General features: G+C 68.5%; 26 protein-coding genes. 18 read left to right on the top strand and 8 right to left on the bottom strand.

Translation table 11 applies throughout. The annotated features are described in order from the left end of the window. Positions 1-178 precede the first annotated feature (178 nt). Together H165_RS19560 and H165_RS0104290 are read left to right on the top strand one after the other, a co-directional pair. Positions 179-319, top strand: coding sequence for a hypothetical protein (locus H165_RS19560; protein ID WP_017937679.1), 141 nt, complete (start codon positions 179-181; stop codon positions 317-319). A 17-nt stretch (positions 320-336) separates the two neighbouring features. Next, positions 337-1,005 carry a glutathione S-transferase gene (locus H165_RS0104290; protein WP_017937678.1) on the top strand — a complete coding sequence of 223 codons (669 nt, stop codon included), beginning with the start codon at positions 337-339 and terminating at the stop codon, positions 1,003-1,005. 242 nt (positions 1,006-1,247) lie between these two features. On the opposite strand, the gene H165_RS0104285 is transcribed toward H165_RS0104290, so the two are convergent. Continuing rightward, positions 1,248-2,144: a LysR family transcriptional regulator gene (locus tag H165_RS0104285; protein ID WP_017937677.1), complete on the bottom strand. Its 897-nt coding sequence runs from the start codon at positions 2,142-2,144 to the stop codon at positions 1,248-1,250. 166 nt (positions 2,145-2,310) lie between these two features. Here H165_RS0104285 and speB point away from each other — a divergent pair, with 166 nt between their 5' ends. The 4 genes from speB (at position 2,311) to H165_RS0104265 (ending at position 8,040) form a co-directional block, all read left to right on the top strand. Next, complete coding sequence (gene speB / locus H165_RS0104280) at positions 2,311-3,270, top strand: agmatinase (protein ID WP_017937676.1); 960 nt, start codon at positions 2,311-2,313, stop codon at positions 3,268-3,270. Positions 3,271-3,393: 123 nt separating this feature from the next. After that, positions 3,394-4,905, top strand: coding sequence for a purine-cytosine permease family protein (locus tag H165_RS0104275; RefSeq protein WP_017937675.1), 1,512 nt, complete (start codon positions 3,394-3,396; stop codon positions 4,903-4,905). A gap of 72 nt (positions 4,906-4,977) precedes the next feature. Beyond that, the gene (locus H165_RS0104270) at positions 4,978-6,366 is read left to right on the top strand and encodes a sodium:solute symporter family protein (RefSeq protein ID WP_017937674.1); all 1,389 of its coding nucleotides are present in this window, start codon (positions 4,978-4,980) and stop codon (positions 6,364-6,366) included. A gap of 75 nt (positions 6,367-6,441) precedes the next feature. After that, positions 6,442-8,040, top strand: a complete 1,599-nt coding sequence (locus H165_RS0104265; RefSeq protein ID WP_017937673.1) for a 5-guanidino-2-oxopentanoate decarboxylase — start codon at positions 6,442-6,444, stop codon at positions 8,038-8,040. 12 nt (positions 8,041-8,052) lie between these two features. Here the strand turns inward: H165_RS0104265 and H165_RS0104260 are convergent, their stop codons facing one another. After that, positions 8,053-8,442, bottom strand: a complete 390-nt coding sequence (locus H165_RS0104260; RefSeq protein WP_017937672.1) for a nuclear transport factor 2 family protein — start codon at positions 8,440-8,442, stop codon at positions 8,053-8,055. Positions 8,443-8,538: 96 nt separating this feature from the next. Between H165_RS0104260 and H165_RS0104255 the strand changes: the two genes are divergently transcribed. Continuing rightward, positions 8,539-9,261, top strand: a complete 723-nt coding sequence (locus H165_RS0104255; RefSeq protein ID WP_017937671.1) for a helix-turn-helix domain-containing protein — start codon at positions 8,539-8,541, stop codon at positions 9,259-9,261. A gap of 129 nt (positions 9,262-9,390) precedes the next feature. On the opposite strand, the gene ubiT is transcribed toward H165_RS0104255, so the two are convergent. The 4 genes from ubiT to H165_RS0104235 all read right to left on the bottom strand — a co-directional run bounded on the left by ubiT (position 9,391) and on the right by H165_RS0104235 (position 12,324). Continuing rightward, positions 9,391-9,855: a ubiquinone anaerobic biosynthesis accessory factor UbiT gene (gene ubiT / locus H165_RS0104250; RefSeq protein ID WP_017937670.1), complete on the bottom strand. Its 465-nt coding sequence runs from the start codon at positions 9,853-9,855 to the stop codon at positions 9,391-9,393. Next, entirely contained in the window at positions 9,852-10,739 is an 888-nt protein-coding gene (locus H165_RS0104245; RefSeq protein ID WP_017937669.1) for a U32 family peptidase, read from the bottom strand. The genes ubiT and H165_RS0104245 overlap by 4 nt, the downstream gene beginning before the upstream one ends. Before the next feature lie 7 nt (positions 10,740-10,746). After that, positions 10,747-11,742, bottom strand: a complete 996-nt coding sequence (ubiU, locus tag H165_RS0104240) for a ubiquinone anaerobic biosynthesis protein UbiU (RefSeq protein ID WP_017937668.1) — start codon at positions 11,740-11,742, stop codon at positions 10,747-10,749. A 141-nt stretch (positions 11,743-11,883) separates the two neighbouring features. Further along, positions 11,884-12,324, bottom strand: a complete 441-nt coding sequence (locus H165_RS0104235) for a membrane protein (protein WP_017937667.1) — start codon at positions 12,322-12,324, stop codon at positions 11,884-11,886. Between the two features lie 251 nt (positions 12,325-12,575). On the opposite strand from H165_RS0104235, the gene rimO reads away from it, so the two are divergent. Together rimO and tsaA are read left to right on the top strand one after the other, a co-directional pair. After that, positions 12,576-13,901, top strand: coding sequence for a 30S ribosomal protein S12 methylthiotransferase RimO (rimO, locus tag H165_RS0104230; RefSeq protein ID WP_026146347.1), 1,326 nt, complete (start codon positions 12,576-12,578; stop codon positions 13,899-13,901). Positions 13,902-14,131: 230 nt separating this feature from the next. After that, complete coding sequence (tsaA, locus tag H165_RS0104225) at positions 14,132-14,830, top strand: tRNA (N6-threonylcarbamoyladenosine(37)-N6)-methyltransferase TrmO (protein ID WP_017937665.1); 699 nt, start codon at positions 14,132-14,134, stop codon at positions 14,828-14,830. A 92-nt stretch (positions 14,831-14,922) separates the two neighbouring features. Here tsaA and H165_RS0104220 read toward each other — a convergent pair whose 3' ends face one another. Further along, positions 14,923-16,230, bottom strand: coding sequence for a dicarboxylate/amino acid:cation symporter (locus tag H165_RS0104220; protein ID WP_017937664.1), 1,308 nt, complete (start codon positions 16,228-16,230; stop codon positions 14,923-14,925). Positions 16,231-16,560: 330 nt separating this feature from the next. On the opposite strand from H165_RS0104220, the gene H165_RS0104215 reads away from it, so the two are divergent. From H165_RS0104215 to H165_RS0104205, 3 genes are read left to right on the top strand one after another with little or no spacing between them, the layout of a single operon-like run. Continuing rightward, positions 16,561-17,562, top strand: coding sequence for an AraC family transcriptional regulator (locus tag H165_RS0104215; protein WP_017937663.1), 1,002 nt, complete (start codon positions 16,561-16,563; stop codon positions 17,560-17,562). A 59-nt stretch (positions 17,563-17,621) separates the two neighbouring features. After that, positions 17,622-17,930, top strand: a complete 309-nt coding sequence (locus tag H165_RS0104210) for an I78 family peptidase inhibitor (protein WP_017937662.1) — start codon at positions 17,622-17,624, stop codon at positions 17,928-17,930. Positions 17,931-17,948: 18 nt separating this feature from the next. After that, complete coding sequence (locus H165_RS0104205) at positions 17,949-18,671, top strand: 4'-phosphopantetheinyl transferase family protein (protein ID WP_017937661.1); 723 nt, start codon at positions 17,949-17,951, stop codon at positions 18,669-18,671. 68 nt (positions 18,672-18,739) lie between these two features. Here H165_RS0104205 and acs read toward each other — a convergent pair whose 3' ends face one another. Continuing rightward, the gene (gene acs / locus H165_RS0104200; RefSeq protein WP_017937660.1) at positions 18,740-20,701 is read right to left on the bottom strand and encodes an acetate--CoA ligase; all 1,962 of its coding nucleotides are present in this window, start codon (positions 20,699-20,701) and stop codon (positions 18,740-18,742) included. A gap of 524 nt (positions 20,702-21,225) precedes the next feature. On the opposite strand from acs, the gene H165_RS0104195 reads away from it, so the two are divergent. The 6 genes from H165_RS0104195 (at position 21,226) to H165_RS0104170 (ending at position 25,065) form a co-directional block, all read left to right on the top strand. Then, positions 21,226-21,630, top strand: a complete 405-nt coding sequence (locus H165_RS0104195; protein WP_017937659.1) for a protease inhibitor I42 family protein — start codon at positions 21,226-21,228, stop codon at positions 21,628-21,630. A gap of 99 nt (positions 21,631-21,729) precedes the next feature. Next, entirely contained in the window at positions 21,730-22,368 is a 639-nt protein-coding gene (locus H165_RS0104190; RefSeq protein WP_017937658.1) for a lysoplasmalogenase, read from the top strand. Between the two features lie 77 nt (positions 22,369-22,445). Beyond that, positions 22,446-23,015, top strand: a complete 570-nt coding sequence (locus H165_RS0104185; protein ID WP_051059482.1) for a hypothetical protein — start codon at positions 22,446-22,448, stop codon at positions 23,013-23,015. 79 nt (positions 23,016-23,094) lie between these two features. After that, entirely contained in the window at positions 23,095-23,838 is a 744-nt protein-coding gene (cmoA, locus tag H165_RS0104180) for a carboxy-S-adenosyl-L-methionine synthase CmoA (protein WP_017937656.1), read from the top strand. Then, a complete protein-coding gene (gene cmoB, locus H165_RS0104175; protein ID WP_017937655.1) occupies positions 23,835-24,803 on the top strand; it encodes a tRNA 5-methoxyuridine(34)/uridine 5-oxyacetic acid(34) synthase CmoB in 969 nt (322 codons plus the stop codon). The genes cmoA and cmoB overlap by 4 nt, the downstream gene beginning before the upstream one ends. A 55-nt stretch (positions 24,804-24,858) precedes the next feature. Next, positions 24,859-25,065: a DUF2905 domain-containing protein gene (locus H165_RS0104170; protein WP_017937654.1), complete on the top strand. Its 207-nt coding sequence runs from the start codon at positions 24,859-24,861 to the stop codon at positions 25,063-25,065. The last annotated feature ends 11 nt before the right edge of the window (positions 25,066-25,076 follow it).

The raw sequence follows: 25,076 nt of genomic DNA, 5'->3' as shown, positions 1-25,076 counted from the left end.
GTCTCACGGCGTCCCGCCTCAGGGCCTCCGGCCTCGGCTCCGCGCCACGCGAGCCGGACGGCGAGTGGCTCGCCGGCACGCCCGGCGGCGAGGTGCGCATCCGCTTCTGTGCAGAGAGCGAATACGGCGTGCTCGGCCACCCTGTCCGCACCGCCGCGGGGTGGATGTCTGCGTCCCCATGCGAGTGCTCGCCAATGGCGAGGGCTGCGATCTGGTCTTTACTTTGTTTCGCCAACCGGACATGGACGATGCCGGCTTCGCCGCCGACTGGGTCCGGCGCAATCTGGAAACCCTCAGGACACCGCTGGAAGGCCGCTGATCTTCCCTGGAGCCGCGATGATTACCGTCCATCACCTCAACAACTCCCGCTCGCAGCGCGTGCTCTGGTTGCTGGAAGAGCTGGAGCTGCCCTACGACGTCGAGTACTACCAGCGCGACCCCAGGACCCTGCTCGCCCCGCCGGAGCTGCGCGCCGTGCACCCACTGGGCAAGTCGCCGGTGATCAGCGACGGTCCGCTGGTGCTCGCCGAATCGGGGGCGATCATCGAGTACCTGGTGGAACGCTACGGCGAAGGCCGCCTGCAGCCGGCCGACCCCGGCGCGCGCCTGCTGTACCGCTACTGGCTGCACTACGCCGAGGGCTCGGCGATGCCGCCGCTGCTGCTCAAGCTGGTGTTCGACCGCATCGAGAACGGCCCGCTGCCGTTCTTCGTCAAGCCCTTCGCCAGGCTCATCGCCGGCAAGGCGAAGAGCAGCTTCATCCAGCCGCAGATCGACAGCCACCTGGCCTACCTGGAAGGCGCCCTGGCCGGCAGCGCCTGGTTCGCCGGCGACGAGTTCAGCGCCGCCGACATCCAGATGAGCTTCCCCCTGGAGGCGGCGCGGGCCCGCGGCGGGCTGGACGAACGCTACCCGCGGCTGCTCGGTTTTCTGCAGCGCATCCACGCGCGACCGGCCTACCAGCGGGCACTGGACCGGGGCGGTCCCTACGAGTTGCTCGGCTGAGCGCCATTAAGTCCGACGGCTGCGCACGCACGCTTCATGAGACAGTCGAGCCGGGGGGCGCGCCGCCAGCGACAGGCGGCGCACTCCTCCAGAATCAACTGCGGGGCAGCCGGCAGGCAGGAACGCCTGACGGAGCGGGCCGCGCCGACTCACGAGAGGTTTCCGGCAGCAGTCCCATCCCGCCGTGAGCCGGGCACCGCAACCAGGCCTCGCTCACTTCAGAGGAAACTGAAGTATCCGCCCTAGCGCGGCTGGTTGAGCTGTGCCTTGAGCAGGTCGCGGAAGGTCTGGATCAGCGTCTCCCTGCTGCGGCCACGGCGCAGGATCAGCGAGAACGGCGCCTGGTAGCCGAAGGTGGCCGGCAGCAGCACGCGCAGGCGGCCCTGCTCCACCCAGGACTGTGCGTAGTGCTCGGGCAGGTAGCCGATGTAGGCGCCGGAGAGCACCAGGATCAGCTGTGCCTCCATGGATTCCACGGTCGCCGCGCTGTGCTTGAAGCCGTGGCGGGCCAGCTCGGCCTGGCTCCAGTAGCCGCGGCCGACCATGCGCTGCTGGGTGATCACTTCGGCCGGAACGCGGCGCTGGGCAAACAACGGGTGGCGCTCGCTGCAGTACAGCCAGTGCTGCTCGCGGTACAGCGGCTGGTAGACCAGCCCGTTCATCCGCGTGGAGAAGGCGCCAATGGCTAGGTCCAGGCGGTTGTCGAGCACCGCCAGCTGCAGCTCGTAGGGGCTCATCACCGAGAGGTGCAGGTGCACGCCGGGGTGCTCCTGGCTGTAGGCACCGATCACTTCGGCCAGGGGCAGCGCCGGGTCGCTCACCGTGGAATCCAGCACGCCGAGGTTCAGGGTGCCACGCAGCTCGCCCTTGAGCGCCGCGGCGTAGCGCTCGAAGCCCTCCAGCTCGCCGAGCAGACGCAGGGTCTCCTGGTGGAACAGCTCGCCCTTGCTGGTCAGGCTGAAGCCGCCGCGACCGCGATGGCAGAGGGTAATGCCGAGCTGGCTCTCCAGCTGGCTCATGTAGGTGCTGATCGCTGAAGTGGACAGGTTGAGCTCCTGCTGCGCGGCGGCGAAGCCCTGGTGGCGCACCACGGCAGCGAAGATGCGCAGCAGCTTGAGATCGGGCAGGGCGCTCTGCATGGGCGACTCCGGGCGGAAGACGGACTGCGCTCCAGCCTACCCCACGCCAGTTAGTTTAGAAATTCCTGAAGTGATTATTTTCCTCCGGCGATTTTTCCCGGCGCGCGCCCGGCCAAGAATCCGCTCAACGACCTTTCAACAATCACAACAAACCGTGAGGCCAGCCGTGGAAAAGACCTTCCATCAGCCCCTGGGCGGCAACGAAATGCCGCGCTTCGGCGGCATCGCCACCATGATGCGCCTGCCCTACATCCAGTCCGCCGAAGACAAGCGCCAGCTGGATGCCGCCTTCGTCGGCGTGCCCCTGGACATCGGTACCTCGCTGCGCTCCGGCACCCGCTTCGGGCCGCGCGACATCCGCGCCCAGTCAGTGATGATCCGCCCCTACAACATGGCCACCGGCGCCGCGCCCTTCGACTCCCTCAACGTGGCCGACATCGGCGACGTGGCGATCAACACCTTCAACCTGGCCGAGGCGGTGCGCATCATCGAGGCGGCCTACGACGAGATCCTCGACTACGGCATCAAGCCGCTGACCCTGGGCGGCGACCACACCATCACTCTGCCGATCCTCCGCGCCATCCACAGGAAGCACGGCAAGGTCGGGCTGGTCCACGTGGACGCCCACGCCGACGTCAACGACGAGATGTTCGGCGAGAAGATCGCCCACGGCACTACCTTCCGCCGCGCCGTGGAGGAAGGCCTGCTGGACTGCCAGCGGGTGGTGCAGATCGGCCTGCGCGCCCAGGGCTACACCGCCGACGACTTCAACTGGAGTCGCCGCCAGGGCTTCCGTGTGGTGCAGGCCGAGGAGTGCTGGCACCGGTCCCTGGAGCCGCTGATGGCCGAGGTGCGCGAGAAGGTCGGCGGCGGGCCGGTGTACCTGTCCTTCGACATCGACGGCATCGACCCAGCCTGGGCGCCCGGCACCGGCACCCCGGAGATCGGTGGACTGACCACCATCCAGGGCATGGAAATCATCCGCGGCTGCCAGGGCCTGGACCTGGTCGGCTGCGACCTGGTGGAGGTTTCGCCGCCCTACGACACCACCGGCAGCACCTCGCTGCTCGGCGCCAATCTGCTGTACGAGATGCTCTGCGCTCTGCCCGGCGTGCAGCGCCGCTGAACGCACTCACTGGTTGCACCCATAACAACAATCAGGGCCGCCCGGCGGCGGCCCGGACGCTGACTTGTCGGCCCTGCCGGAACCTGCCGCCAACCTGACGGGCGTCCCCCGGGAGAAACCATCATGTCGTCCAACCACGGGCCGCAGGCCATCACCCGCATCGAGACCTTCGGGGTGGAACAGATCCCCGACCACGAACGCCACGCTACCCCCCTAGACCTGTTCCGCCTGATCTTCGGCGGCGCCAACACCTTCGCCACCGCCGTGCTGGGCAGCTTTCCGGTGCTCTTCGGGCTGTCCTTCGAGGCCGGCCTCTGGGCGATCGTGCTGGGCGTCGTCGTCGGCTCGCTGATCCTCGCCCCCATGGGCCTGTTCGGCGCGCTGAACGGCACCAACAACGCGGTGTCCTCCGGCGCCCACTTCGGTGTGCACGGGCGCATCGTCGGCTCCTTCCTGTCGCTGCTCACCGCGGTAGCCTTCTTCTCGCTGTCGGTGTGGAGCTCCGGCGACGCACTGGTGGGCGGCGCGCGGCGACTGTTCGGCCTGCCGGAAACCGACCTCTACCTGGGCCTGGCCTACGGCCTGTTCGCCGTGCTGGTGCTGGCGGTGTGCATCTACGGCTTCCGCTTCATGCTGTGGGTCAACAAGATCGCCGTGGTCAGCGCCAGCCTGCTGTTCCTGCTCGGCATCGGTGCCTTCGCCGGGCCCTTCGACAGCGGCTACGCGGGCAGCGTGCAGCTCGGCCAGGAGGGCTTCTGGCCGGCGTTCCTCGGCGCCGCGCTGATCGCCATGAGCAACCCGGTATCCTTCGGCGCCTTCCTCGGCGACTGGTCGCGCTACATCCCCCGCGAAACCGCCAAGCCGCGGATCATGGCGGCGGTGATCGGCGCCCAGTTGGCCACCCTGATCCCCTTCGTGTTCGGCCTGGCCACCGCCAGCATCGTCGCCGTACAGGCCCCGGAGTACATCGAGCAGAACAATTACGTCGGCGGCCTGCTGGCCATCGCCCCGGCCTGGTACTTCCTGCCGGTGTGCCTGATTGCGGTGATCGGCGGCATGTCCACCGGCACCACCGCGCTGTACGGCACCGGCCTGGACATGTCGAGCATCCTGCCACGCCTGCTGACCCGGGTGCGCGCCACCGTGCTGATCGGCCTGGCGGCCATCGCCTTCATCTTCATCGGCCGCTTCGTCGCCGACCTGGTGCAGAGCGTCTCCACCTTCGCGGTGCTGATCGTCACCTGCACCAGCCCGTGGATCGTGATCATGCTCATCGGCCTGCTCGACCGCCGCGGCTTCTACTGCGCCGACGACCTGCAGGTGTTCACCCGCGGCCTGCGCGGCGGGCTCTACTGGTTCCACCACGGCTGGAACTGGCGCGGCCTGGGCGCCTGGATTCCCAGCGCCGCCCTCGGCCTGTGCTTCGTCAACCTGCCGGGGCAGTTCGTCGGGCCGCTCGGCGAGCTGGCCGGCGGCATCGACATCAGCCTGCCGCTGACCCTCGGCCTGGCCGCCCTGCTCTACCTGACGCTGCTCGCCCTGTTCCCGGAACCCGCCGAGGTGTACGGCCCCCAGGGCCCGCGCTGGTCGCGCGGCGTCGCCCGTCAGCCGACCGGCCTGGGCCAGACGACCTGACCCTTCCCGTAGTACCGTGAGCGGGCCGGCCGGCCCGCCCTACCCTGCACAATTACAAGAGAGACACTTCCCATGGCTCTGGATCTTTTCGTCGTTCTGCTCTACGTCGCCGCCATGCTCGCCCTCGGCTGGTACGGCATGCGTCGCGCCAAGACCCGCGAGGACTACCTAGTGGCCGGGCGCAACCTCGGCCCCGGCTTCTACCTCGGCACCATGGCCGCCACCGTGCTCGGCGGCGCCTCCACCATCGGCAGCGTGCGCCTCGGCTACGTGCACGGCATCTCCGGCTTTTGGCTGTGCGCCGCGCTCGGCCTGGGGATCATCGGCATCAGCCTGCTGCTCGCCAAGCCGCTGCTGAAACTGAAGATCTACACCGTCACCCAGGTGCTGGAACGCCGCTACACCCCGGCGGCCCGGCACGCCAGCGCGGCCATCATGCTGGTCTACGCGCTGATGATCGCCGCCACCTCGACCATCGCCATCGGCACCGTGATGGAGGTGCTGTTCGGCCTGCCGTTCTGGACTGCGGTGCTGATCGGCGGCGGCATCGTGGTGCTCTACTCGACCATCGGCGGCATGTGGTCGCTGACCCTCACCGACATCGTGCAGTTCCTGGTCATGACCGTCGGTCTGGTGTTCATCCTCATGCCGCTGTCGATTTACGATGCCGGCGGCTGGGACGCCCTGGTCGCCGCCCTGCCGGCCAGCGCCTTCGACTTCACCGCGATCGGCTGGGACACCATCGTCACCTACTTCCTGATCTACTTCTTCGGCATCTTCATCGGCCAGGACATCTGGCAGCGGGTGTTCACCGCGCGCAATGCGCGGGTCGCCCAGGTTGCGGGTAGCGCCGCCGGGCTCTACTGCATCCTCTACGGCCTGGCCATGGCGCTGATCGGCATGGCCACCCGGGTTCTGCTGCCGGATCTGGACAACGTCAACAACGCCTTCGCCAGCGTGGTACAGCTGGGCCTGCCGGACGGCCTGCGCGGCCTCGTGGTGGCCGCCGCCCTGGCGGCGCTGATGTCCACCGCCAGCGCCGGCCTGCTGGCCGCCTCCACCACCGCCGCCCAGGACCTCTGGCCGCTGCTCAGCGGGCGCGAGCAGGGCGACGGCAGCGCCCACGTCAACCGTACCTTCACCCTGCTGCTAGGCGTCGCCACCCTGGCCATCGCCCTGGTGGTCAGCGACGTGATCGGCGCCCTGACCATGGCCTACAACCTGCTGGTCGGCGGCATGCTGATCCCGCTGCTCGGCGCCATCTACTGGAAGCGAGCCAGCACCGCCGGGGCCATCGCCAGCATGCTGCTCGGCAGCCTGGCCGCGGCGATCTTCATGTTCAAGGACGGTCTGGACGCCAACACCCCGATCTACTACGGCCTGGCCGCCGGAGCCGCGAGTTTCGTGGCGATCAGCCTGCTGAGCCGCCGCAGGCAGGCCCCGGCCGCCAGCCCGGCCTGAACCCCGCACCGGTGATTCCGCTCTCGCGGGCGGAATCACCGCCATCCTTCCCGATTCCACAGGGAGCTACCTGCGATGACCACCTGCGGCGAATTCCTCGTCAAGCAACTGGAAGCCTGGGGCGTCGACACCGTGTTCGGCATCCCCGGCGTGCACACCGTCGAGCTGTACCGCGGCCTGCCCGGCAGCCGCATCCGCCACGTCACCCCGCGCCACGAGCAGGGCGCCGGCTTCATGGCCGACGGCTATGCGCGAGTCACCGGCAGGCCCGGGGTGTGCTTCATCATCACCGGCCCGGGCATGACCAACATCCTCACCGCCATGGGCCAGGCCTACGCCGACTCCATCCCCATGCTGGTGATCTCCAGCGTCAACGAGCGCGAGCGCCTCGGCCTGGGCAACGGCTATCTGCATGAGCTGCCCGACCAGCGCGGCCTGACCGCCGGCGTCACCGCCTTCAGCCACACCCTGATGAACGTCGACGAACTGCCGGCGGTGCTGGCCCGCGCCTTCACGGTGTTCGCCAGCGAGCGGCCGCGCCCGGTACACATCGAGCTGCCGCTGGACATCATCACCGCCCCGGCCGACCACCTGCGTCTGACCGCCCTGCCGGAGCTGCGCCGCCCGGCGCCGAACCGCAGCCTGATCCGCGAGGCCCTGGCGCTGCTGAAGAACGCCGAACGGCCCCTGCTGCTGCTCGGTGGTGGCTGCGTCGAGGCCCCGGCCGAGGCCCGCGCCCTGGCCCAGTCCCTGGATGCGCCGACCGCCCTGACCATCAACGCCAAGGGCCTGCTGCCGCCCGGACATCCCCTGCTGCTCGGCAGCAACCAGTCGCTCGCCCCCGTGCGCGCCCTGGCGCGGGACGCCGACGTGATCCTGGCGATCGGTACCGAGCTAGGCGAAACCGACTACGACGTGGTGTTCGACGGCGGCTTCGCCCTTAGCGGCACGCTGATCCGCATCGACATCGACGCCCGTCAGCTGCCGCGCAACCAGCTGCCGCGACTGGCCATCCAGGGCGATGCGCGGCTGGCGATGCGCATGCTGCTGGCCGAGCTGCCGGCCGGGGAAGCGCACCCGGACAGCCCCGGCGCCCGCCGTGCCGCGGCCGTCCGCGCCCGGCTGGCCGAGGACCTCGCCGGCTGGGCCCACTACCGACGGCTGTTCGACTGCATCCTCGCTGCGCTGCCCGAGGTGCGCTTCGTCGGCGACTCCACCCAGACCGTGTACAGCGGCAACCACCTGGTGGAGCTGGACAGCCCGCGCCGCTGGTTCAACTCCTCCACCGGCTACGGCACCCTGGGCTACGGCCTGCCGGCGGCCATCGGCGCCAAGCTGGCCGAGCCGCAGCGCCCGGTGGTCTGCCTGATCGGCGACGGCGGCCTGCAGTTCACCCTGCCGGAGCTGGCCAGCGCGGTGGAGGCCGGAGTCGGCCTGGTGGTGCTGCTGTGGAACAACCGCGGCTACGGCGAGATCAAGCGCTACATGGAACGCCGCGGCATCCCGCCGATCGGCGTGGACATCCACACCCCGGACTTCCTGGCCATCGCCCGCGGCTTCGGCTGCGCCGCCGAACGTGCCCGCGACCATGCCCACCTGGCCGAGCTGCTGCGCGGCGCACCGGCCGACCGGCCACTGCTGATCGAGGTGCCGGAGGCGCCACCCTTCGCCTAGGCGCGCGGGTCTTCAGCAGCGCGAGCCCAGGTCGCGATCCGCCGCGCTGCCGGCGAGCAACCGGGTCAGCTCGTCGCAGCGGCGGATCAGCCCATCCGCCACCTGAAAACGGGCCAGCACCTCCACCCGGGCGCGGTGGCCGTCGGTCTTCTCCACCTCCACCAGATGGTGGGTGAACACCTGGCCGCCCTCCGACGCCGCAGCGAGGATCCGTACCTCCAGGTACCGGGTAGCCGCCCGGAGGGCTTCGAGGTGACGCAGGAAGCCGGCCCGATCCAGCTCCACGCCGTCCACGCACTGCCGGTAATCGGCGGCGAAGGCGGCACCGAACTCCTCCAGGGCGAGCGCATGCAGGCGGCCCAGACACTTCAGGGTTTCACTGATCAGTTGCATGGGCGACATGATTGACTCCTCTCGCTTTGGCTGCGGCCAGTGTGCAGGCAGGGAAGCCTGGCGTAGTATCGGCACTCCGCCAGTCAATAACGCTATTCGGCCAGGATGCGCAGCGAACGGATCGACCACCCGGGGCGCCACCTCACGCCCTGGCACAGCCATGCCAGGGGCCAGCTGTACTGGCTGGAACAGGGGGTTCTGCTGCTGGAGCTGGCCGACCGGCAGCTGGCGATGAGCGCCGGCAACCTCGGCTGGCTGCCGCCGGGCTGCGCCCATCAGGCTCTGACCTGCGGTGCGGTGCGCGGCCTGGCGCTGTGGTTCTCCGCCGAGGAGGCGGCGGCCCTGCCGGCGGAGCCGCGCCTGGTGGCGGCCAGCACCCTGGCCTGCGCGCTGATCGAGCGGATCGCCGCCACGGACGGGGACGCCCCGGCCCAGCACCGGCGTCTGGCCGTGCTGGTCGACGAGCTGCAAGGCGCCGAACGCCACGAATACGCCCTGCCCCTGCCCGGCAGCCCGCGCCTGCTCAACCTCTGCCGCGCCATCCTCGCCGCCCCCGGCGAGCGCATCAGCCAGCCGGACTGGGCGCGGCGCATCGGTATGAGCCCGCGCAGCCTGACCCGGCACTTCCAGCAGCAGACCGGGCTGTCGTTCTCCCGCTGGTACCAGCGCGCCCGCCTGATCCAGGCCCTGGCGCGACTGGAGCAGGGCGAATCGGTCAAGGAGGTGGCCTGGGCCCTGGGCTATGAGAACGTCAGCGCCTTCATCGCCGCTTTCCGCCAGCAGTTCGGCCTGACGCCCGGGCAGTTCCGCGAGCGGCGCCTGCGGTAGGTGCCGGAGCGGCCCTCTCTCCCGGCCCCGCTCCCGCAGGCGGAAACGGGGAGAAATTGACGGCCACCAGAGCCCGACCGGCAACACGAATACCTCTGCCCCTCCGAAGAGAGGGTTGGCATGGGGGCGCTACTGGCGCAGCGCCGCTCCCAGTTCCTGCATCGCCCGCCACAGCTGCGGCGGCAGTTCCTCGGGATCCAGAGAGTCGAGCAGGTTCTTTACCGCCAGGCCCAGGTCGGTGTCGCCCTCGATCACCAGGCGGCGGCGGAAGAACAGGGTGTCCGGGTCCTCCTGGCGGCTGGCCAGCAGCAGGAATTCCCGCCAGTTGCCGCGGATGCACACGTCCACCGGAGCCCGCCTGGCCAGCCTGAGCCCCCCGGGCGTGCGGGTCAGGCACCAGGCGAGGCCCAGGTCGCTGATCTCCAGACGCAGCCAGCGGCCTTCCAGGAGGTCGAAGGCGCCATCCTGCAAAGGTCTGGCGAAGATCCGCGCCAAGGCCTTCTCCAGCACCAGCTTCTGCACCGCGAAGGGCACCCGGCGCCCCAGGGGCAGTAGCGGCTCGCCGAGGCGCAGGGCCAGCCGCGCCCAGTTCACAGCTCCACCTCCTCGACCCGCAGCATCCCCGGCTTGCCGTGCCAGTAGCCGTTGCAGCCGTCCACCGCCAACGGTGGCAGCGCGCCGCAGCGTACCTCGTCGAAGGCTCGCACCACCTCGGCCATGCCCTCGGCGCGCGGGCTCAGACGCAGCACCTCGACACCCAGGCCGCTCAACTTCGGGTACTCGGGCAGCAGGTTGCCCACCTGGCCGGACATGGTCTGGATGCCGTTGAGGGTGAACAGCCGCTCGCCTTCCTGACTGAGCAGTGGAATGCCTTCCGGGTATTCCTGGCAGACGAACTGGCAGTCGTCCTTGGCGCGGTTGCGTGCCCGCGCGGTGAAGCAGCGCGCCGAATAGGCCAGCGGCAGGTGGCCGTAAGCGAACACCTCCACCGCGGGGCGACGCCGGCCAAGCATATCCATCTGTACCAGGCAGTCGCGCAGCAGGCGCGCCGAGCATTCCACCGGCGGCACCCAGCGCAGCATGCCGCAGTCCTGCAGTTCGGCCAGAGCATGGGCATTGTAGAGGTTCAGCGCCGGGCCGGCGACGAAGGGCCGGCCCCGCTCGTGGAGGAATTGCACCGCCCCCATGTCGTTGGCCTCCACCAGCAGCTCGCCGTTGTCGCACAGGCGGCGCAGGCTGGACAGCTCGGACGCCGCCTCCACCAGAGTCAGCCCGGAGAGCACCAGCTCGGCGCGGCCGCACTCGCGCAGGTCGCGTGCCAGACCCAGCCAGTCGTCCAGGGACAGAGCGCGGCGCTTGGCGCACACGGTTTCGCCCAGATAGATGATGTCCAGCGGCAGCTGGGCCATCTCGGCGTAGAAATCCAGCAGCTTCCTGCGTTCCCAGTAGAACAGCACGGGACCTAGACTGAGCTTCATGCAGCCCTCACTGCCAGGAACGATGGTAGGCGCCCAGGGTAGTCTGGCTGCCTTCGGACAGACCGCCCAGGGCGGCGCGCCAGCTGGACTGCACGGCAAAGGTCTCGGGCGCGCGCCGGTAGGCATCCAAGGCCTGGCGCCAGACATGGGTGACCTGCTCGACATAGGCCGGACTGCGCTGGCGGCCCTCGATCTTCACTGCATCTATGCCCATGGCCGCCAGCTGCGGGATCAGCTCCAGGGTGTTCAGACTGGTCGGCTCCTCCAGGGCGTGGTAGCGCTGGCCGTCCACCAGGAAGCGGCCCTTGCAGAGGGTCGGGTAGCCGGCCGCCTCGCCGTCGGCGTAGCTGTCGATGAGCACGCCGTTGAGCCGCGAATTGAGGCCCTGGGGGGTCTGCTCCCAGCGCACCGCCCTGGCCGGCGAGCAGACCCCGCAGAGGTTGGGCGACTCGCCGGTGACGTAGGAGGACAGGTGGCAGCGCCCCTCGGCCATGATGCACAGGCTGCCGAAGGCGAACACCTCCAGGGGCACCGAGGTGCGTTCCGCCACCTGGCGCACCTGGGCCAGGGACAGCACCCGCGGCAGCACGGCACGGCGGATGTTGTAGCGCGAGCGGTAGAACTCCAGGGCCGCCGGGTTGGTGGCCGAGCCCTGCACCGAGAGGTGCAGGGCGAGATCGGGATGCCGCCGACTGGCGTAGGCCAGTACGCCGATGTCGGCGGCAATCAGGGCATCCACGCCGAGCTCGGCGGCGCGATCCACGGCGCGCTGCCAGCGTATCCAGCCATCCGGCTGGGCGTAGGTGTTGACCGCCACGTAGAGCTGCCGACCGGCCTTGCGCACCAGGTCCAGACCGCTCTCCAGCTGGCGCTCATCGAGATTCAGCCCGGCGAAGTGGCGGGCGTTGGTGTCGTCGCGGAAGCCCACGTAGACGGCATCCGCCCCCTGTCGCAGAGCGGCCTTGAGCGCGGGCAGGCTGCCGGCCGGACATACCAGGTGCATAACAGCTCCTCGTGCAGTTCGGGATAGTCGCGGCCGCAAGCCGCGACCGGAACGCCGGCCACTCTAGCCAGCCGTGGCGGACGCGCCTTGACCGGGATCAATCGGCGCCGCCGCCCCCGTGCGACAGTCGGTCGCTGCAGCCTACCAGGTGAGCAGGAACAGGCCCTTGGCGAGGAACAGGATGGCGATCATCTGCACCAGCACGCTCACGTGGATCAGCCGCGAGCGCGCCGGAGTCATGCGCCCCGTGCGCAGCAGGTAGGCCACGCCAAGGAAGTGGCAGAGAATGCTCAGCGCCAGGAGGATCTTCAGGCTCAGCAGGGTGCCGAAGCTGCTGGCGAAAGGCGCATGCAGCGCTGCGCGATACTGCCAGGCCAGCCCCAGACCGGCGCCGTAGAGCACCAGCACCACCCAGTGCATCACCTGGCTGGCGCGCTGGCCAAGCGCCCGGGACAACTGCTCGCGCGGCCCCGTCTCCAATTGTCGCGCCGCGTGGCTGAGGATCATCACCTCGAAGAACACCCCGCCGATGAAGAAGGCGGCGGCACTGATATGCAGGAACTTCAGCAGCAGATAGGTCATTTTCCCTCCTTGTCGTTTCCCATTGTGCCGGCCTGCCCGCCATCGACCATGACCGGTGTCAAGAAGGGCGTCACAGCGCCGCCGGACAATCCACCCCGCAAGCGCCCCCAGGCTTTTGGCCGCCTACACTTGGCACGGCTTCAGGCCCCGCCGGAAGCTGCCGAGCCGGCTCTGGTCAAGGCTCGGGACGGTCGCTAAAATCGCGCGTTTTTTGATCAAGGCGCCTCGTGAGCGCCCAGAGGTTAGCCAGCATGTCCACCCCCGCCACGCCGAAAGTCGGATTTGTCAGTCTCGGTTGCCCGAAAGCTTTGGTCGATTCCGAACGAATCCTGACCCAGCTACGCATGGAGGGCTACGAGGTGGTCGGCACCTACCAGGACGCCGACGTGGTGGTGGTCAATACCTGCGGCTTCATCGACAGCGCCAAGGCCGAGTCCCTGGAAGTGATCGGCGAGGCCATCGCCGAGAACGGCAAGGTGATCGTCACCGGCTGCATGGGCGTGGACGAGAACAACATCCGCGGCGTGCACCCCAGCGTGCTGGCGGTCACCGGCCCGCAGCAGTACGAGCAGGTGGTCAGCGCGGTGCACGAGGTGGTGCCGCCGAAGGCCGAGCACAACCCACTGATCGACCTGGTGCCGCCACAGGGCGTCAAGCTCACCCCTCGCCACTACGCCTACCTGAAGATTTCCGAGGGCTGCAACCACAGCTGCAGCTTCTGCATCATCCCCTCGATGCGCGGCAAGCTGGTCAGCCGTCCGGTCGGCGAGGTGCTCGGCGAGGCCGAGCGACTGGTCAAGGCCGGCGTCAAGGAACTGCTGGTGATCAGCCAGGACACCAGCGCCTACGGCGTCGACCTCAAGTACAAGACCGACTTCTGGAACGGCCAGCCGGTCAAGACCCGCATGAAGGAGCTCTGCGAGGCGCTCTCCGGCCTGGGCGCCTGGGTCCGTCTGCACTACGTCTACCCCTACCCGAACGTCGACGACGTCATCCCGCTGATGGCCGAGGGCAAGATCCTGCCCTACCTGGACATCCCCTTCCAGCACGCCAGCCCCAAAGTGCTCAAGGCCATGAAGCGACCGGCCTTCGAGGACCAGACCCTGGCGCGCATCAAGCGCTGGCGCGAACTCTGCCCGGAGCTGACCATCCGCTCCACCTTCATCGTCGGCTTCCCCGGCGAGACCGAAGAGGACTTCCTCTACCTGCTGGACTGGCTGAGTGAAGCCCAGCTGGACCGCGTCGGCTGCTTCCAGTACTCCCCGGTGGAGGGCGCGCCGGCCAACGACCTGGGCCTGCCGCAGGTGCCGGACGACGTCAAGCAGGAGCGCTGGGAACGCTTCATGGCCCACCAGCAGGCGATCTCCGCCGCGCGCCTGCAGCGCAAGATCGGCAAGGAGATCGAGGTGCTGATCGACGAGGTGGACGAACAGGGCGCGGTGGCCCGCTCCTGGGCCGACGCCCCGGAGATCGACGGCAGCGTGTTCGTCAACAGCACCACGGTGAAGCCCGGCGACAAAATCCGCGTACGGGTCACCGACGCCGACGAGTACGACCTCTGGGCCGAGCCGGTCTGATCGACGCCCCCAAAGGAAGCCCCGCCGCTGCGGGGCTTTTTTATGCACGGTCGAATGAGCATCCAAGCCGAAACCTTGCCGCGCATGTCTAGATGGCTGCTTTCCACACAGCCACCAGGCCGCGGCAGGCCGCACGCTTTGCTTATGCCCAATCCGCGCCGTTGTAGCAGGATGGCTTACCAGGGGTCACGCTCGCTAACATGCGCGGACCTCCCTGCACGTGTGCCGTTATGCCTTTCTCTGTTACCCCCATCGGCTTCGTCCGCTCCTGCTTCAAGGAGAAGTTCGCCATCCCCCGCCAGCCGCGCCTGGCCCCGGCCGCTCGTGGCGTGTTGGAGCTGCTGGCGCCCTTCGACCGCGCCGAGGCGGTAGCCGGGCTGGAGCAGGTCAGCCACGTCTGGCTGCTATTCCTGTTCCACCAGGCGCTGGAGGACAAGCCGCGCCTCAAGGTGCGCCCGCCGCGCCTGGGCGGCAACCGCCAGCTGGGGGTGTTCGCCACCCGCTCCACCCATCGCCCCAACGGCATCGGCCAGTCGGTGGTGCGTCTGGAGAAGGTGGAACCCGGGCGCCTCTGGCTGTCCGGCATCGATCTGCTGGATGGCACCCCGGTGCTCGACATCAAGCCCTACGTGCCCTACGCCGACAGCCTCGCGGAAGCCCGCAACGCCATCGCCGAACAGGCCCCGGCGGCCATTCCGGTGGACTGGGACGCCGCCGCCCTGGCCGCCGCGCAGGCGCATGGCGCGCGCCTGGGCGAGCCCCTGACGGAGCTGATCGAGCAGTGCCTGGCCCAGGACCCGCGCCCGGCCTACCAGCAGCCCGCTCCCGAGCGCCGCTATGGCACCCGTCTGTGGGACGTGGAGGTGCGCTGGCACTACCCCGAGCCGGGGCGTATCCGGGTGCTGGAAGTCCCCCTGGCCGGCGCCTGAGCATAGCCCGAAAACGACGACACCCTGCGAGGGTCGCCCCGCGCAGGGTGTCGGTCATCTCGGGGGCTGCCCCGGCCGGGAGCAGCCCGTCGTCAGGCCAGCTTGCTGGAGTCCGCGGACGCCTGCTCGACGCCGTCGGCACGGCTCTCGCCGGCCAGCTCGCGGGCCAGTTGCTGCTCGTCCAGGCCCTTGCACCACTTGGCGACCACGATGGTGGCCACGCCGTTGCCAATCAGGTTGGTCAGCGCGCGGGCCTCGGACATGAAGCGGTCGATGCCGAGGATCAGCGCCAGGCCGGCCACCGGCAGATGGCCGACCGCGGAGAGGGTCGCCGCCAGGACGATGAAGCCCGAGCCGGTGACGCCCGCGGCGCCCTTGGAGGCGACCAGCAGCACGGCCAGCAGGGTCAACTGGTGGACCAGATCCATCTGGGTGTCGGTGGCCTGGGCGATGAACACCGCGGCCATGGTCAGGTAGATGGAGGTGCCGTCCAGGTTGAAGGAGTAGCCGGTGGGGATCACCAGGCCGACCACGGACTTCTTGGCGCCCAGCTTCTCCATCTTGGCCAGCATGCGCGGCAGCGCCGACTCGGAGGACGAGGTGCCGAGGACGATCAGCAGCTCCTCGCTGATGTAGCGGATGAAGCGCAGGATGCTGAAGCCGTGGGCGCGGGCGATGCCGCCGAGGACCAGCAGGACGAACAGCAGGCAGGTGATGTAGAAGCACAGCATCAGCTGGCCGAGCTGCACCAGCGAACCGACGCCGTACTGGCCGATGGTGAAGGCCATGGCGCCGAGAGCCCCCAGCGGGGCGACCTTCATGATCATGTTGATGATGCCGAACATCACCTGAGCGATGCGGTCGATGAAGTCCAGCACCGGCTTGCCGAACTCGCCCATGCGCTGCAGAGCGAAGGCGAACAGCACCGAGAAGAACAGCACCTGGAGGATGTCGCCGCTGGCGAAGGCGCCGACCACGGTGCCCGGAATCACGTTGAGCAGGAAGCCGACGGTGGTCTGCTGCTCGCCGGCCTTGGCGTAGGCGGCGATGCTGCTGGCGTCCAGAGTGGCCGGGTCGACGTGCATGCCGACGCCGGGCTGCACCAGGTTGACCACCACCAGACCGATCACCAGGGCGATGGTGGAGACCACCTCGAAGTACAGCAGCGCGTAGCCGCCGGTCTTGCCCACCGCCTTCATGTTCTGCATGCCGGCGATGCCACTGACCACGGTGCAGAAGATGATCGGCGCGATGACCATCTTGATCAGTTTGACGAACCCGTCACCGAGCGGCTTAAGGGCGACGCCGGTTTCCGGATAGAAATGCCCCAGGATGATGCCGATGGCGATGGCCACCAGAACCTGGATGTACAGACTCTTGTAGAGTGGGGTACGGGTCATGACAGGCTTCCTCAAGGGCGACGCTCCGGCATCCGTCCAGATGCCGCGCCACCAAAACGCTAACCCTCCTCACTGGAGGGATTTGTTGTCCTTACCTGCCGGAGCAGGTCGGGCCCCCATCGCAAGCCCCGTGCCACACCCGCAAGAATGAATAAAACCCTTGTGAATCAACGAGATGAGAAAGCATCGCGCAGGTCCTACCGGGCCTTTCCGGCGGATTCCCGCCAAGCCCGGAAGCGCAGGTGGCGGATTCCCCCCACCACGGCTCGGGTTGTCGGCCCGGCGCCGGCCTGCGTACCATCGCCGGGTCCAGTTGCCGGATGGTCCCTCATGCGCGAACGCACCATCGCCAGCCACTTCGTCCGGGCAGCCCTGCAGGGCGCTGCACGCCGGGGGCTGGACAGCCGCCCGCTGCTGGCCGAACTGAACATTCACCCGGAGCTGCTCGACGAGCCGCGCGCGCGGGTCACTCCGGAGCAGTTCACCTGCCTGGTGCAGCGCATCTGGGAGCTGCTCGACGACGAGTACATGGGCTTCGGCCGCCAGCCCAGCAAGCGCGGCACCTTCGCCATGATGTGTCACAGCATCATCCACTGCCCGACCCTCGAGAAGGCCCTGCAACGCGGCACCCTGTTCTACGCCCTGTTCCCCGACGCCCCGCTCTTGCACCTGGAGCGCGACGGCGAGCAGGCCCGCCTGGTGCTGGACGCCAGCCCCCTCTGGGACCCCGACCACTTCCTCACCGAAAGCCTGCTGGTGATCTGGCACCGTCTGGGCAGCTGGCTGATCGGCCAGCGCATCCGCCTGCTCGAAAGCAGCTTCCGCTACCCCGAACCGCCCCACGCCGGCGAGTACGATCTGCTGTTCCCCGGCCCGCGGCGGTTCGCGGCGCCGCACACCTGCCTGCGCTTCCAGGCCCGCTACCTGGACATGCCGCTGCTGCAGGACGAGCGCACCCTCAAGCGCTTCCTGCAGAATTCCCCAGCCGACCTACTGGCCCGCCCAGACAGCGGCGACAGCCTGACCAGCCAGATCCGCCGCCTGCTCGGCCGCGACTGCCGCCACTGGCCGGATCTGGAACAGATCGCCCGCCAACTGCACGCCAGCCCGCAGACCCTGCGCCGCCGCCTGCGCGAGGAAGGCACCAGCTTCCAGGAAATCAAGGACCAGCTGCGCCGCGACCTGGCCATCTACCACCTGGGCCGCGACGCCCTGAGCATCCAGGCCATCGCCGAGCAGCTCGGCTTCTCCGAGGCCTCGGCCTTCCACCGCGCCTTCAAGAAGTGGACCGGGCTGACCCCCGGAGCCTACCGCGCGCACCGCGCCGAGTGAGCGCCCGCGGGCCGGCCGATCTGCTATGGTGGACACTCCTTGCTTCATCAGGAGTTCCCATGCCCAGCACGCGCTTCACCCTCGGCCCCCTCCTCCTCGCCGGCCTGCTCGCCGGCTGCGCCAGCCAGGACGGCCGCGACGCCGATACCCTGGCCGCCCGCCCGGACAGCTGCGACGCCAGCCGGGTGCAGCAGCTGGTCGGCCAGCCGGTCAGCCGCGAGCTGCTCGATCAGGCCATGCAGCGTGCCGGTGCGAAAACCGCTCGGGCCCTCGGCCCGCACGACATCGTCACCCTGGAGTACAACTCGCAGCGCCTGAACCTGCTCACCGACCAGCAGGGGGTGATCACCCGGGTGTCCTGCGGCTGACCCCGGCCAACTGCCACGATGAACGCCCTCCCCGCCTGCTGCACCCCGCTGCGCGAGCACTGGCCGCTGCCCCGTCCGCTGACCGGCGCCTGCCTGGTCAGCACCTGTTTCGACCCGGCGCTGCTCGCCGAGGAAGACTTCGCCGCCTGCGGCATCCCCCGCCCACGCGGGATCAGCAAGCGCCAGGCGGAATTTCTCGCCGGCCGCCTGTGCGCCCGCTCGGCCCTGCAGCGGCTGACCGGCACGGCTTCGGTACCGGCGGTGGGCGACGACCGTGCCCCGCAGTGGCCGGCCGGTATCAGCGGCTCCATCACCCACAGTCACGGCCGGGCCGCTGCCGTGGTGGCCCACCAGGAACACTGGCTGGGACTCGGCCTGGATCTGGAGCGCCTGTTGGAGGCGAAGCGCGCCCGGTTGCTGGCCCGTGAGGTGCTCACCGCCTCCGAGCAGCAGCGCCTGGCCGGGCTGCCGGAGGAGCGCCAGGCGCTGCTGGTGACCCTGAGCTTTTCCCTCAAGGAGAGCCTGTTCAAGGCCCTCTACCCCCTGGTGGGCAGGCGCTTCTACTTCGAACACGCCGAGCTGCTGGACTGGTCGGAAGACGGCCAGGCACGCCTGCGCCTGCTTAGCGATCTAGCGGCAGACTGGCCCAGAGGCCGCGAGCTACAGGGGCAGTTCGCCCGTCTCGACGATCAGCTACTCAGCCTGGTGGCCATAGCCGCCGACCAGCCCTCCGCCAACTAATCCCCCGCGCGAAAACGACAACGCCCCGCCCGGAGGAACCGGACGGGGCGTCGCGCTGCAGGGGCCGATCAGGCGCAGGCAGCCTGCATGCTGCGGTGAGTGTCGATCAGGTGCTGGACCACGCTAGGATCGGCCAGGGTGGAGATGTCCCCCAGGGAGTCGTACTCGGCCACGGCGATCTTGCGCAGAATGCGGCGCATGATCTTGCCCGAGCGGGTCTTCGGCAGCCCCGGAGCCCACTGGATGACGTCCGGCGTGGCGATCGGGCCGATCTCCCTGCGCACCCAGTTGCGCAGCTCCTGACGCAGCTGCTCGCTGGCCTCGACCCCGGAATTCAGGGTCACGTAGACGTAGATGCCCTGACCCTTGATGTCGTGCGGCACGCCAACCACCGCGGCCTCGGCGACGTCCGGGTGAGCCACCAGGGCGCTCTCGATCTCGGCGGTGCCCATGCGGTGGCCGGAGACGTTGAGCACGTCATCGACGCGGCCGGTGATCCAGTAGTAGCCGTCCTCGTCGCGGCGCGCGCCGTCGCCGGTGAAGTACATGCCCTTGAAGGTCTTGAAGTAGGTGTCGACGAAACGGTCGTGGTCGCCGTACAGGGTACGCGCCTGCCCCGGCCAGGAGTCGATGATCACCAGGTTACCCTCGGTGGCGCCTTCCAGGATGTTGCCCAAGTTGTCCACCAAAGCCGGCTGCACGCCGAAGAACGGCCGCGCGGCGGAGCCCGGCTTGAGCGCGTGGGCGCCCGGCAGCGGGGTCATCAGGCAGGCACCGGTCTCGGTCTGCCACCAGGTGTCGACGATCGGGCAGCGCGACTGGCCGACGGTCTCGTAGTACCAGTGCCAGGCTTCCGGGTTGATCGGCTCGCCCACCGAGCCGAGCAGGCGCAGGCTGGAGCCGTCGGCGCCCTCCACCGCGGCCTTGCCCTCGGCCATCATGGCGCGGATGGCGGTCGGCGCGGTGTAGAGGATGTTGACCTTGTGCTTGTCGACGATCTGCGACACACGGCGCACGTCCGGGTAGTTCGGCACACCCTCGAACATCAGGGTGGTGGCGCCGTTGGCCAACGGGCCGTAGACCAGATAGGTGTGGCCGGTGACCCAGCCGATGTCGGCGGTGCACCAGAACACCTCACCGGGACGGTAGTCGAACACCCGCTCGTGGGTCAGCGAGGCGTATACCAGGTAGCCGCCGGTGGTGTGCAGCACGCCCTTCGGCTTGCCGGTGGAACCGGAGGTGTAGAGGATGAACAGCGGATCCTCGGCGCCCATTTCCTTGGGCAGGCAGGTGCTGCTGGCGACCTTCATCAGGTCCTCATACCAGACGTCGCGGTGCGTGTGCCACTTGATGTCGGCGCCGGTGCGCTTGACCACGATGATCTTCTGCACGCTGGCGGTTTCCGGGTTGGTCAGCGCCTCGTCGACGTTGGCCTTCAACGGGGTCTTCTTGCCGCCGCGCACGCCTTCGTCGGCGGTGATCACCACCTTGGACTTGCAGTCGATGATGCGCCCGGCCAGGGCCTCAGGCGAGAAGCCGCCGAACACCACGGAGTGGATGGCGCCGATGCGGGTGCAGGCGAGCATGGCCACCACGGCTTCCGGGATCATGGGCATGTAGATGGTCACCACGTCGCCGCGGTGCACGTCCTGGCCGCGCAGGGCGTTGGCGAACTTACAGACCTGCTCGTGCAGCTCGCGGTAGGTGATCTCACGGTGCTCGGACGGATCGTCGCCTTCCCAGATGATCGCCACCTGATCGCCACGGGTTTCCAGGTGGCGGTCCAGGCAGTTGGCGGAGACGTTGAGGGTGCCGTCGGCGAACCACTTGATATCCACGTGGTGGTCGTCGAAAGAGGTCTGCTTGACCTTGGTGAACGGCTTGATCCAATCGATGCGCTTGGCCTGCTCGCGCCAGAAGCCATCCGGGTTGACCACGGACTGCTGATACATGGCCTTGTAGGTGGCCTCGTCGGTCAGCGTATTGGCGGCGACCTCGGGACGGACGGGATACAGGGAAGCAGCACTCATGGGGTTGAACCTCGGTGACAGTTGTTCTTGTGACTGGGCACAGTTGTAACCACACCCCCCTCCCGCAACCATACGACAAAGGTCTTAACGCAAATGCACCAGGCTCCGGAGGCCTGCAGACCGGGGGCCAGGCCGCGCAGCCGAAGGCTTCCAGGGATGTTCGCGGCAGGCGGCGGCCAGCACCTCCCCCCCATGGTCACCCGGGTAGGCCCGCAAGGCCGGATGACGGGCTTGCGGAAAACCTCTCCAGGCCCCGTGGCAAACGGTCTGCAAGAAAAAAAGGCGGCCCATCGGGACCGCCTTGCCAGACATTCCGAAAGAGGAATGGGAAAACACCATCCAGTAACCACGCAGGAGCTGGACGGAGCCGTTTTACGTCAGCTCCCTACGACCGCCCATACCACCAAGGTCGAAGCCGTCCTGCGCCTCAGGTATGCATACCAAGGTACGAGCGCCCCGCCAGGCTTGCCCACCAGCCCGACAATCCGGTTATTCTCGCCACTCGCTCAACCGGAAAAGGACCTGTGCCCGTGCACCGCTTGCTGCTGCCTTTCGGCCTCGCCCTGCTCACCGCCTGCGCCCAACAGCCGGCCAACAACGTCACCCTGCAACCCGGCGAGCGCCAGAGCTGCTCGCCGGTACGCCTCGTCGTTGGACAAACCCTGACCCTCATCCTGCCGAGCAATCCCACCACGGGATTCCGCTGGCAGCTCCACGAAGCCGCTCCGGGTGTGCTGGGCAGCCTGAGCCCGGAGGTCTACAGCGCTCCAGAAGACGCCGGTCTGGTCGGTGGCGCCGGCGAATCCACCTGGCGCTTCCAGGCCAGCGCCCCCGGCGAGGGGCGCCTGCTGCTCACCTACCAGCGCCCCTGGGAAACCGACGTGCCGCCAGCGCGAACCGTCGATTGTACGGTCAACGTGCGCCAGTGATCGTCGGCGCGAAATGCGCCTCGTCCTGGCGCCTGCCGCCTGGGCAGGCGGCCGCGGCCTTGGGCATAGTGCGGACATTTCCCTGCTGAGGAGACTGCAATGCCCTGGTTGATCCTGGCCCTGCTCGGCGGCACCGCCTTCCTCTACGGCGCGGCGACCGAAAACGCCCTGCTCTGCCTGTTCACCAAACCCCTGCCGGTGATCGCCCTGCTGCTCTGGCTGCGTGGCGCCCCGGCCGGCGCCTACCGGCGCTGGATCGCCGTCGGCCTGCTGCTGTCGCTGCTCGGCGACCTACTGCTGGCCTGGCCGGGCGACCTGTTCGTCTTCGGCCTAGGCGCCTTCCTAGTCGCCCATCTCGCCTACCTGACCGCCTACCTCGGCGACACGCGCCGCCTGGCCATGCCGTTCCTGCTCCTCGCGGCGCTCACCGGCACGGCGATCTTCGCCACCCTAGCCAGTCACGGCCTGGGGAATCTGGCGCTCCCGGTGGCGTTCTACAGCCTGACCATCAGCGCCATGCTCTGGCGCGCCCTGGCCCGCCTCGGCGCGCCGTTCGTCGGACGCGACTCGGCCTGGCTGGCAATCGGCGGTGCCGCCCTGTTCGTGCTGTCCGACACCCTGATCGGCGTCAACCGATTCGTCCACCCCTTCGCCGCCGCCCCCTACGCCATCATCCTCACCTACTGGCTCGGCCAGTGGGGCATCGCCGCCTCCGTCTTCGGTCGCCGAACGGACTGAAGGCTGCCGTCCGAGCGGGCGGCAGAACCCTCGCCTATCGACTATAGGAAAGAGGGAAGCCCATGGAGACAAGCACAATGAACAGGGTATGGCGTGGCATGGCGGCTCCGATCGCACTTCTGCTTGCCGGGTGCGGCAGCCTGCTGCCCAGCGAACGCGACGAGACGCTCTCGCCGTTCGGCGACTATCTGGACACCGAGATCCGCTATTCCCAAGCCATTCCCGGCAAGACCACCCGCTCGCAGCTGTTCGAGCTGGGCTTCGACCCGCTGAGCCAGGGCAACGGCAAGATGCTCTCCTTCGTCGATGTGCGGCTGATGTTCGTGCAGCCCAACATCCCCATCTCCTACTTGCCGGACGGCCTGATCCAGTGTCTGGAGGCCAAGGATCGCTGCGTCGGCTACGCCTTCGAGTTCTCCAAGACCGACACCCAACGGGTCGGCAGCTTCTGGGCCGACCTGTTCAACTTCAGCAAGCGCCGCGAGGTGAAGGGCTGGTCGTTCCGTACCGTGTTCGTACTGGTCGACGACGTGCTGGTACACAAGGTCAGCAACGGCGAACCCAACATACGCCGCATGGTAGTGAAGAAGAACCCGCTCGGGCCGATTCAGGGCGCCGGCGAGTTCTTTTCCGACCAACTGAAGTGAGCGCAAGATCCGCTGCCGCTTGAAGCCTGCCGCCCGTGGCTTACAATGCCGGCCCTCGTCCTCAGCCCAGCAAGCCGTCGTGAGCCAGGAACCCGACCGCCTCTTCGCCCAGCCCCTCGATCAGGTGCCCGACTTCGTGTTCAACGAGGACGTGGCGCGCGTGTTCCCGGACATGATCAAGCGCTCGGTGCCCGGCTACCCGACCATCGTCGAGAACATCGGCGTGCTCGCCAGCCGCTTCGCCCAGCCACACAGTCTCCTCTACGACCTCGGCTGCTCCCTCGGCGCAGTCACCCAGGCGCTGCGCCGCCACGTGCAGGCCGAGGGCTGCCGGATCCTCGCGGTGGACAACTCGGCGGCCATGGTGGCGCGCTGCCGCGAGTACCTGCACGCCCAGGACGCCATGTTCCAGGAACTACTGCCGGCCGAGGCGATCGAGGCAGACATCCTCGCCCTGGAGCTGCAGCCGGCCTCGCTGATCGCGATGAACTTCACCCTGCAGTTCATCCCACCGGAGCAACGCCTCGCCCTGCTCACCCACATCCGCCGGAGCCTGCTGCCCGGCGGCGCGCTGATCCTTTCCGAGAAGCTGCGCTTCGAGGATGCCGAGGAGCAGGAACTGCTCACCGAGCTGCATGTCGCCTTCAAGCGCGCCAACGGCTACAGCGAGCTGGAGATCGCCCAGAAGCGCAACGCCATCGAGAACGTGATGAAGCCGGACAGCCTCGAACAGCATCGCGAGCGCCTCAGCGCCGCAGGCTTCAGCAAGGTGCTGCCCTGGTTCCAGTGCCTGAACTTCGCCTCGCTGATCGCCCTGCCATGATCCGCCAACTCGATCTGGACGCCCTGCAGCAGAGCCTGCTCGGTACCCCCTTGCACGACTGGGCCGCCGACCTGCCCGAGCAGCTCGACCGCAAGCTCGCCAACGGTCACGGAGACCTGGCGCGCTGGAGCGCCGCAGTGGACGCCCTGCCGCCGCTGACCGCCGAGCAGGTGGAGCTGAACAAGGCCGTGACCCTCGACGGCCCCTGCGACGAAGCCGACCGCGCCGCGCTGAAAACCGCCCTGCAAGGGCTGACCCCCTGGCGCAAGGGTCCCTTCGGGCTGTTCGGCGTACACATCGACAGCGAATGGCGCTCGGACTGGAAATGGGCGCGGGTCGCCCCGCACCTGGAGCTGACCGGCAAGCGCATCCTCGACGTCGGCTGCGGCAACGGCTACTACATGTGGCGCATGCTCGGCGCCGGCGCCGACAGCGTGATCGGCATCGACCCCAACTGGCTGTTCCTCTGCCAGTTCCTCGCCGTCAAGCGCTTCCTCCCCGAGCTGCCGGCCTGGCACCTGCCACTGGCCCTGGAGGACCTGCCGCCGCGCCTAGAAGGCTTCGACACTGTATTCTCCATGGGCGTGCTCTACCACCGCCGATCGCCCATCGACCACCTGCTGGCCCTCAAGGACTGCCTGCGCCGCGACGGCGAGCTGGTCTTGGAAACCCTAGTGGTGGAAGGCGATGCCCAGCAGGTGCTGGTCCCCGAGGATCGCTACGCGCAGATGCGCAACGTCTGGTTCCTGCCCTCGGTGCCGGCTCTGGAACTGTGGCTGCGGCGCACCGGCTTCGTCGAGGTGCGCTGCGTGGACGTCAGCTACACCAGCGTCGAGGAGCAGCGCAGCACCGAGTGGATGCGCTTCCAGTCGCTGCCCGACTTCCTCGACCCACGCGATCACACACGCACCATCGAAGGCCTGCCGGCGCCGGCGCGTGCCGTGCTGGTCGCCCGCAAACCCTGAGCAAGGGACCGTCCCGGCCTATAGTCGCAGGCAGGCAAGACTGCGGAGGATCACCATGGCCCGCTGGTTGATGATCATCGGCGCCGCGCTGCTCCTGCTCGGCGTCGCCCTGCACTACACACCCTGGCTGCTCAACTGGTTCGGCAGGCTGCCCGGCGACATCCGTATCGAGTCGGAACGCAGCCGAGTGTTCATCCCGATCACCTCGATGCTGGTGATCAGCCTGGTCCTCAGCCTGCTGGTCAATCTGCTGCGCCGCTGAGCGCGGCGGGC

Origin of the sequence: Pseudomonas thermotolerans DSM 14292 (assembly GCF_000364625.1) — a bacterium.
Classification (GTDB): domain Bacteria; phylum Pseudomonadota; class Gammaproteobacteria; order Pseudomonadales; family Pseudomonadaceae; genus Aquipseudomonas; species Aquipseudomonas thermotolerans.
This window is presented reverse-complemented; position numbering and strand designations above follow the sequence as displayed.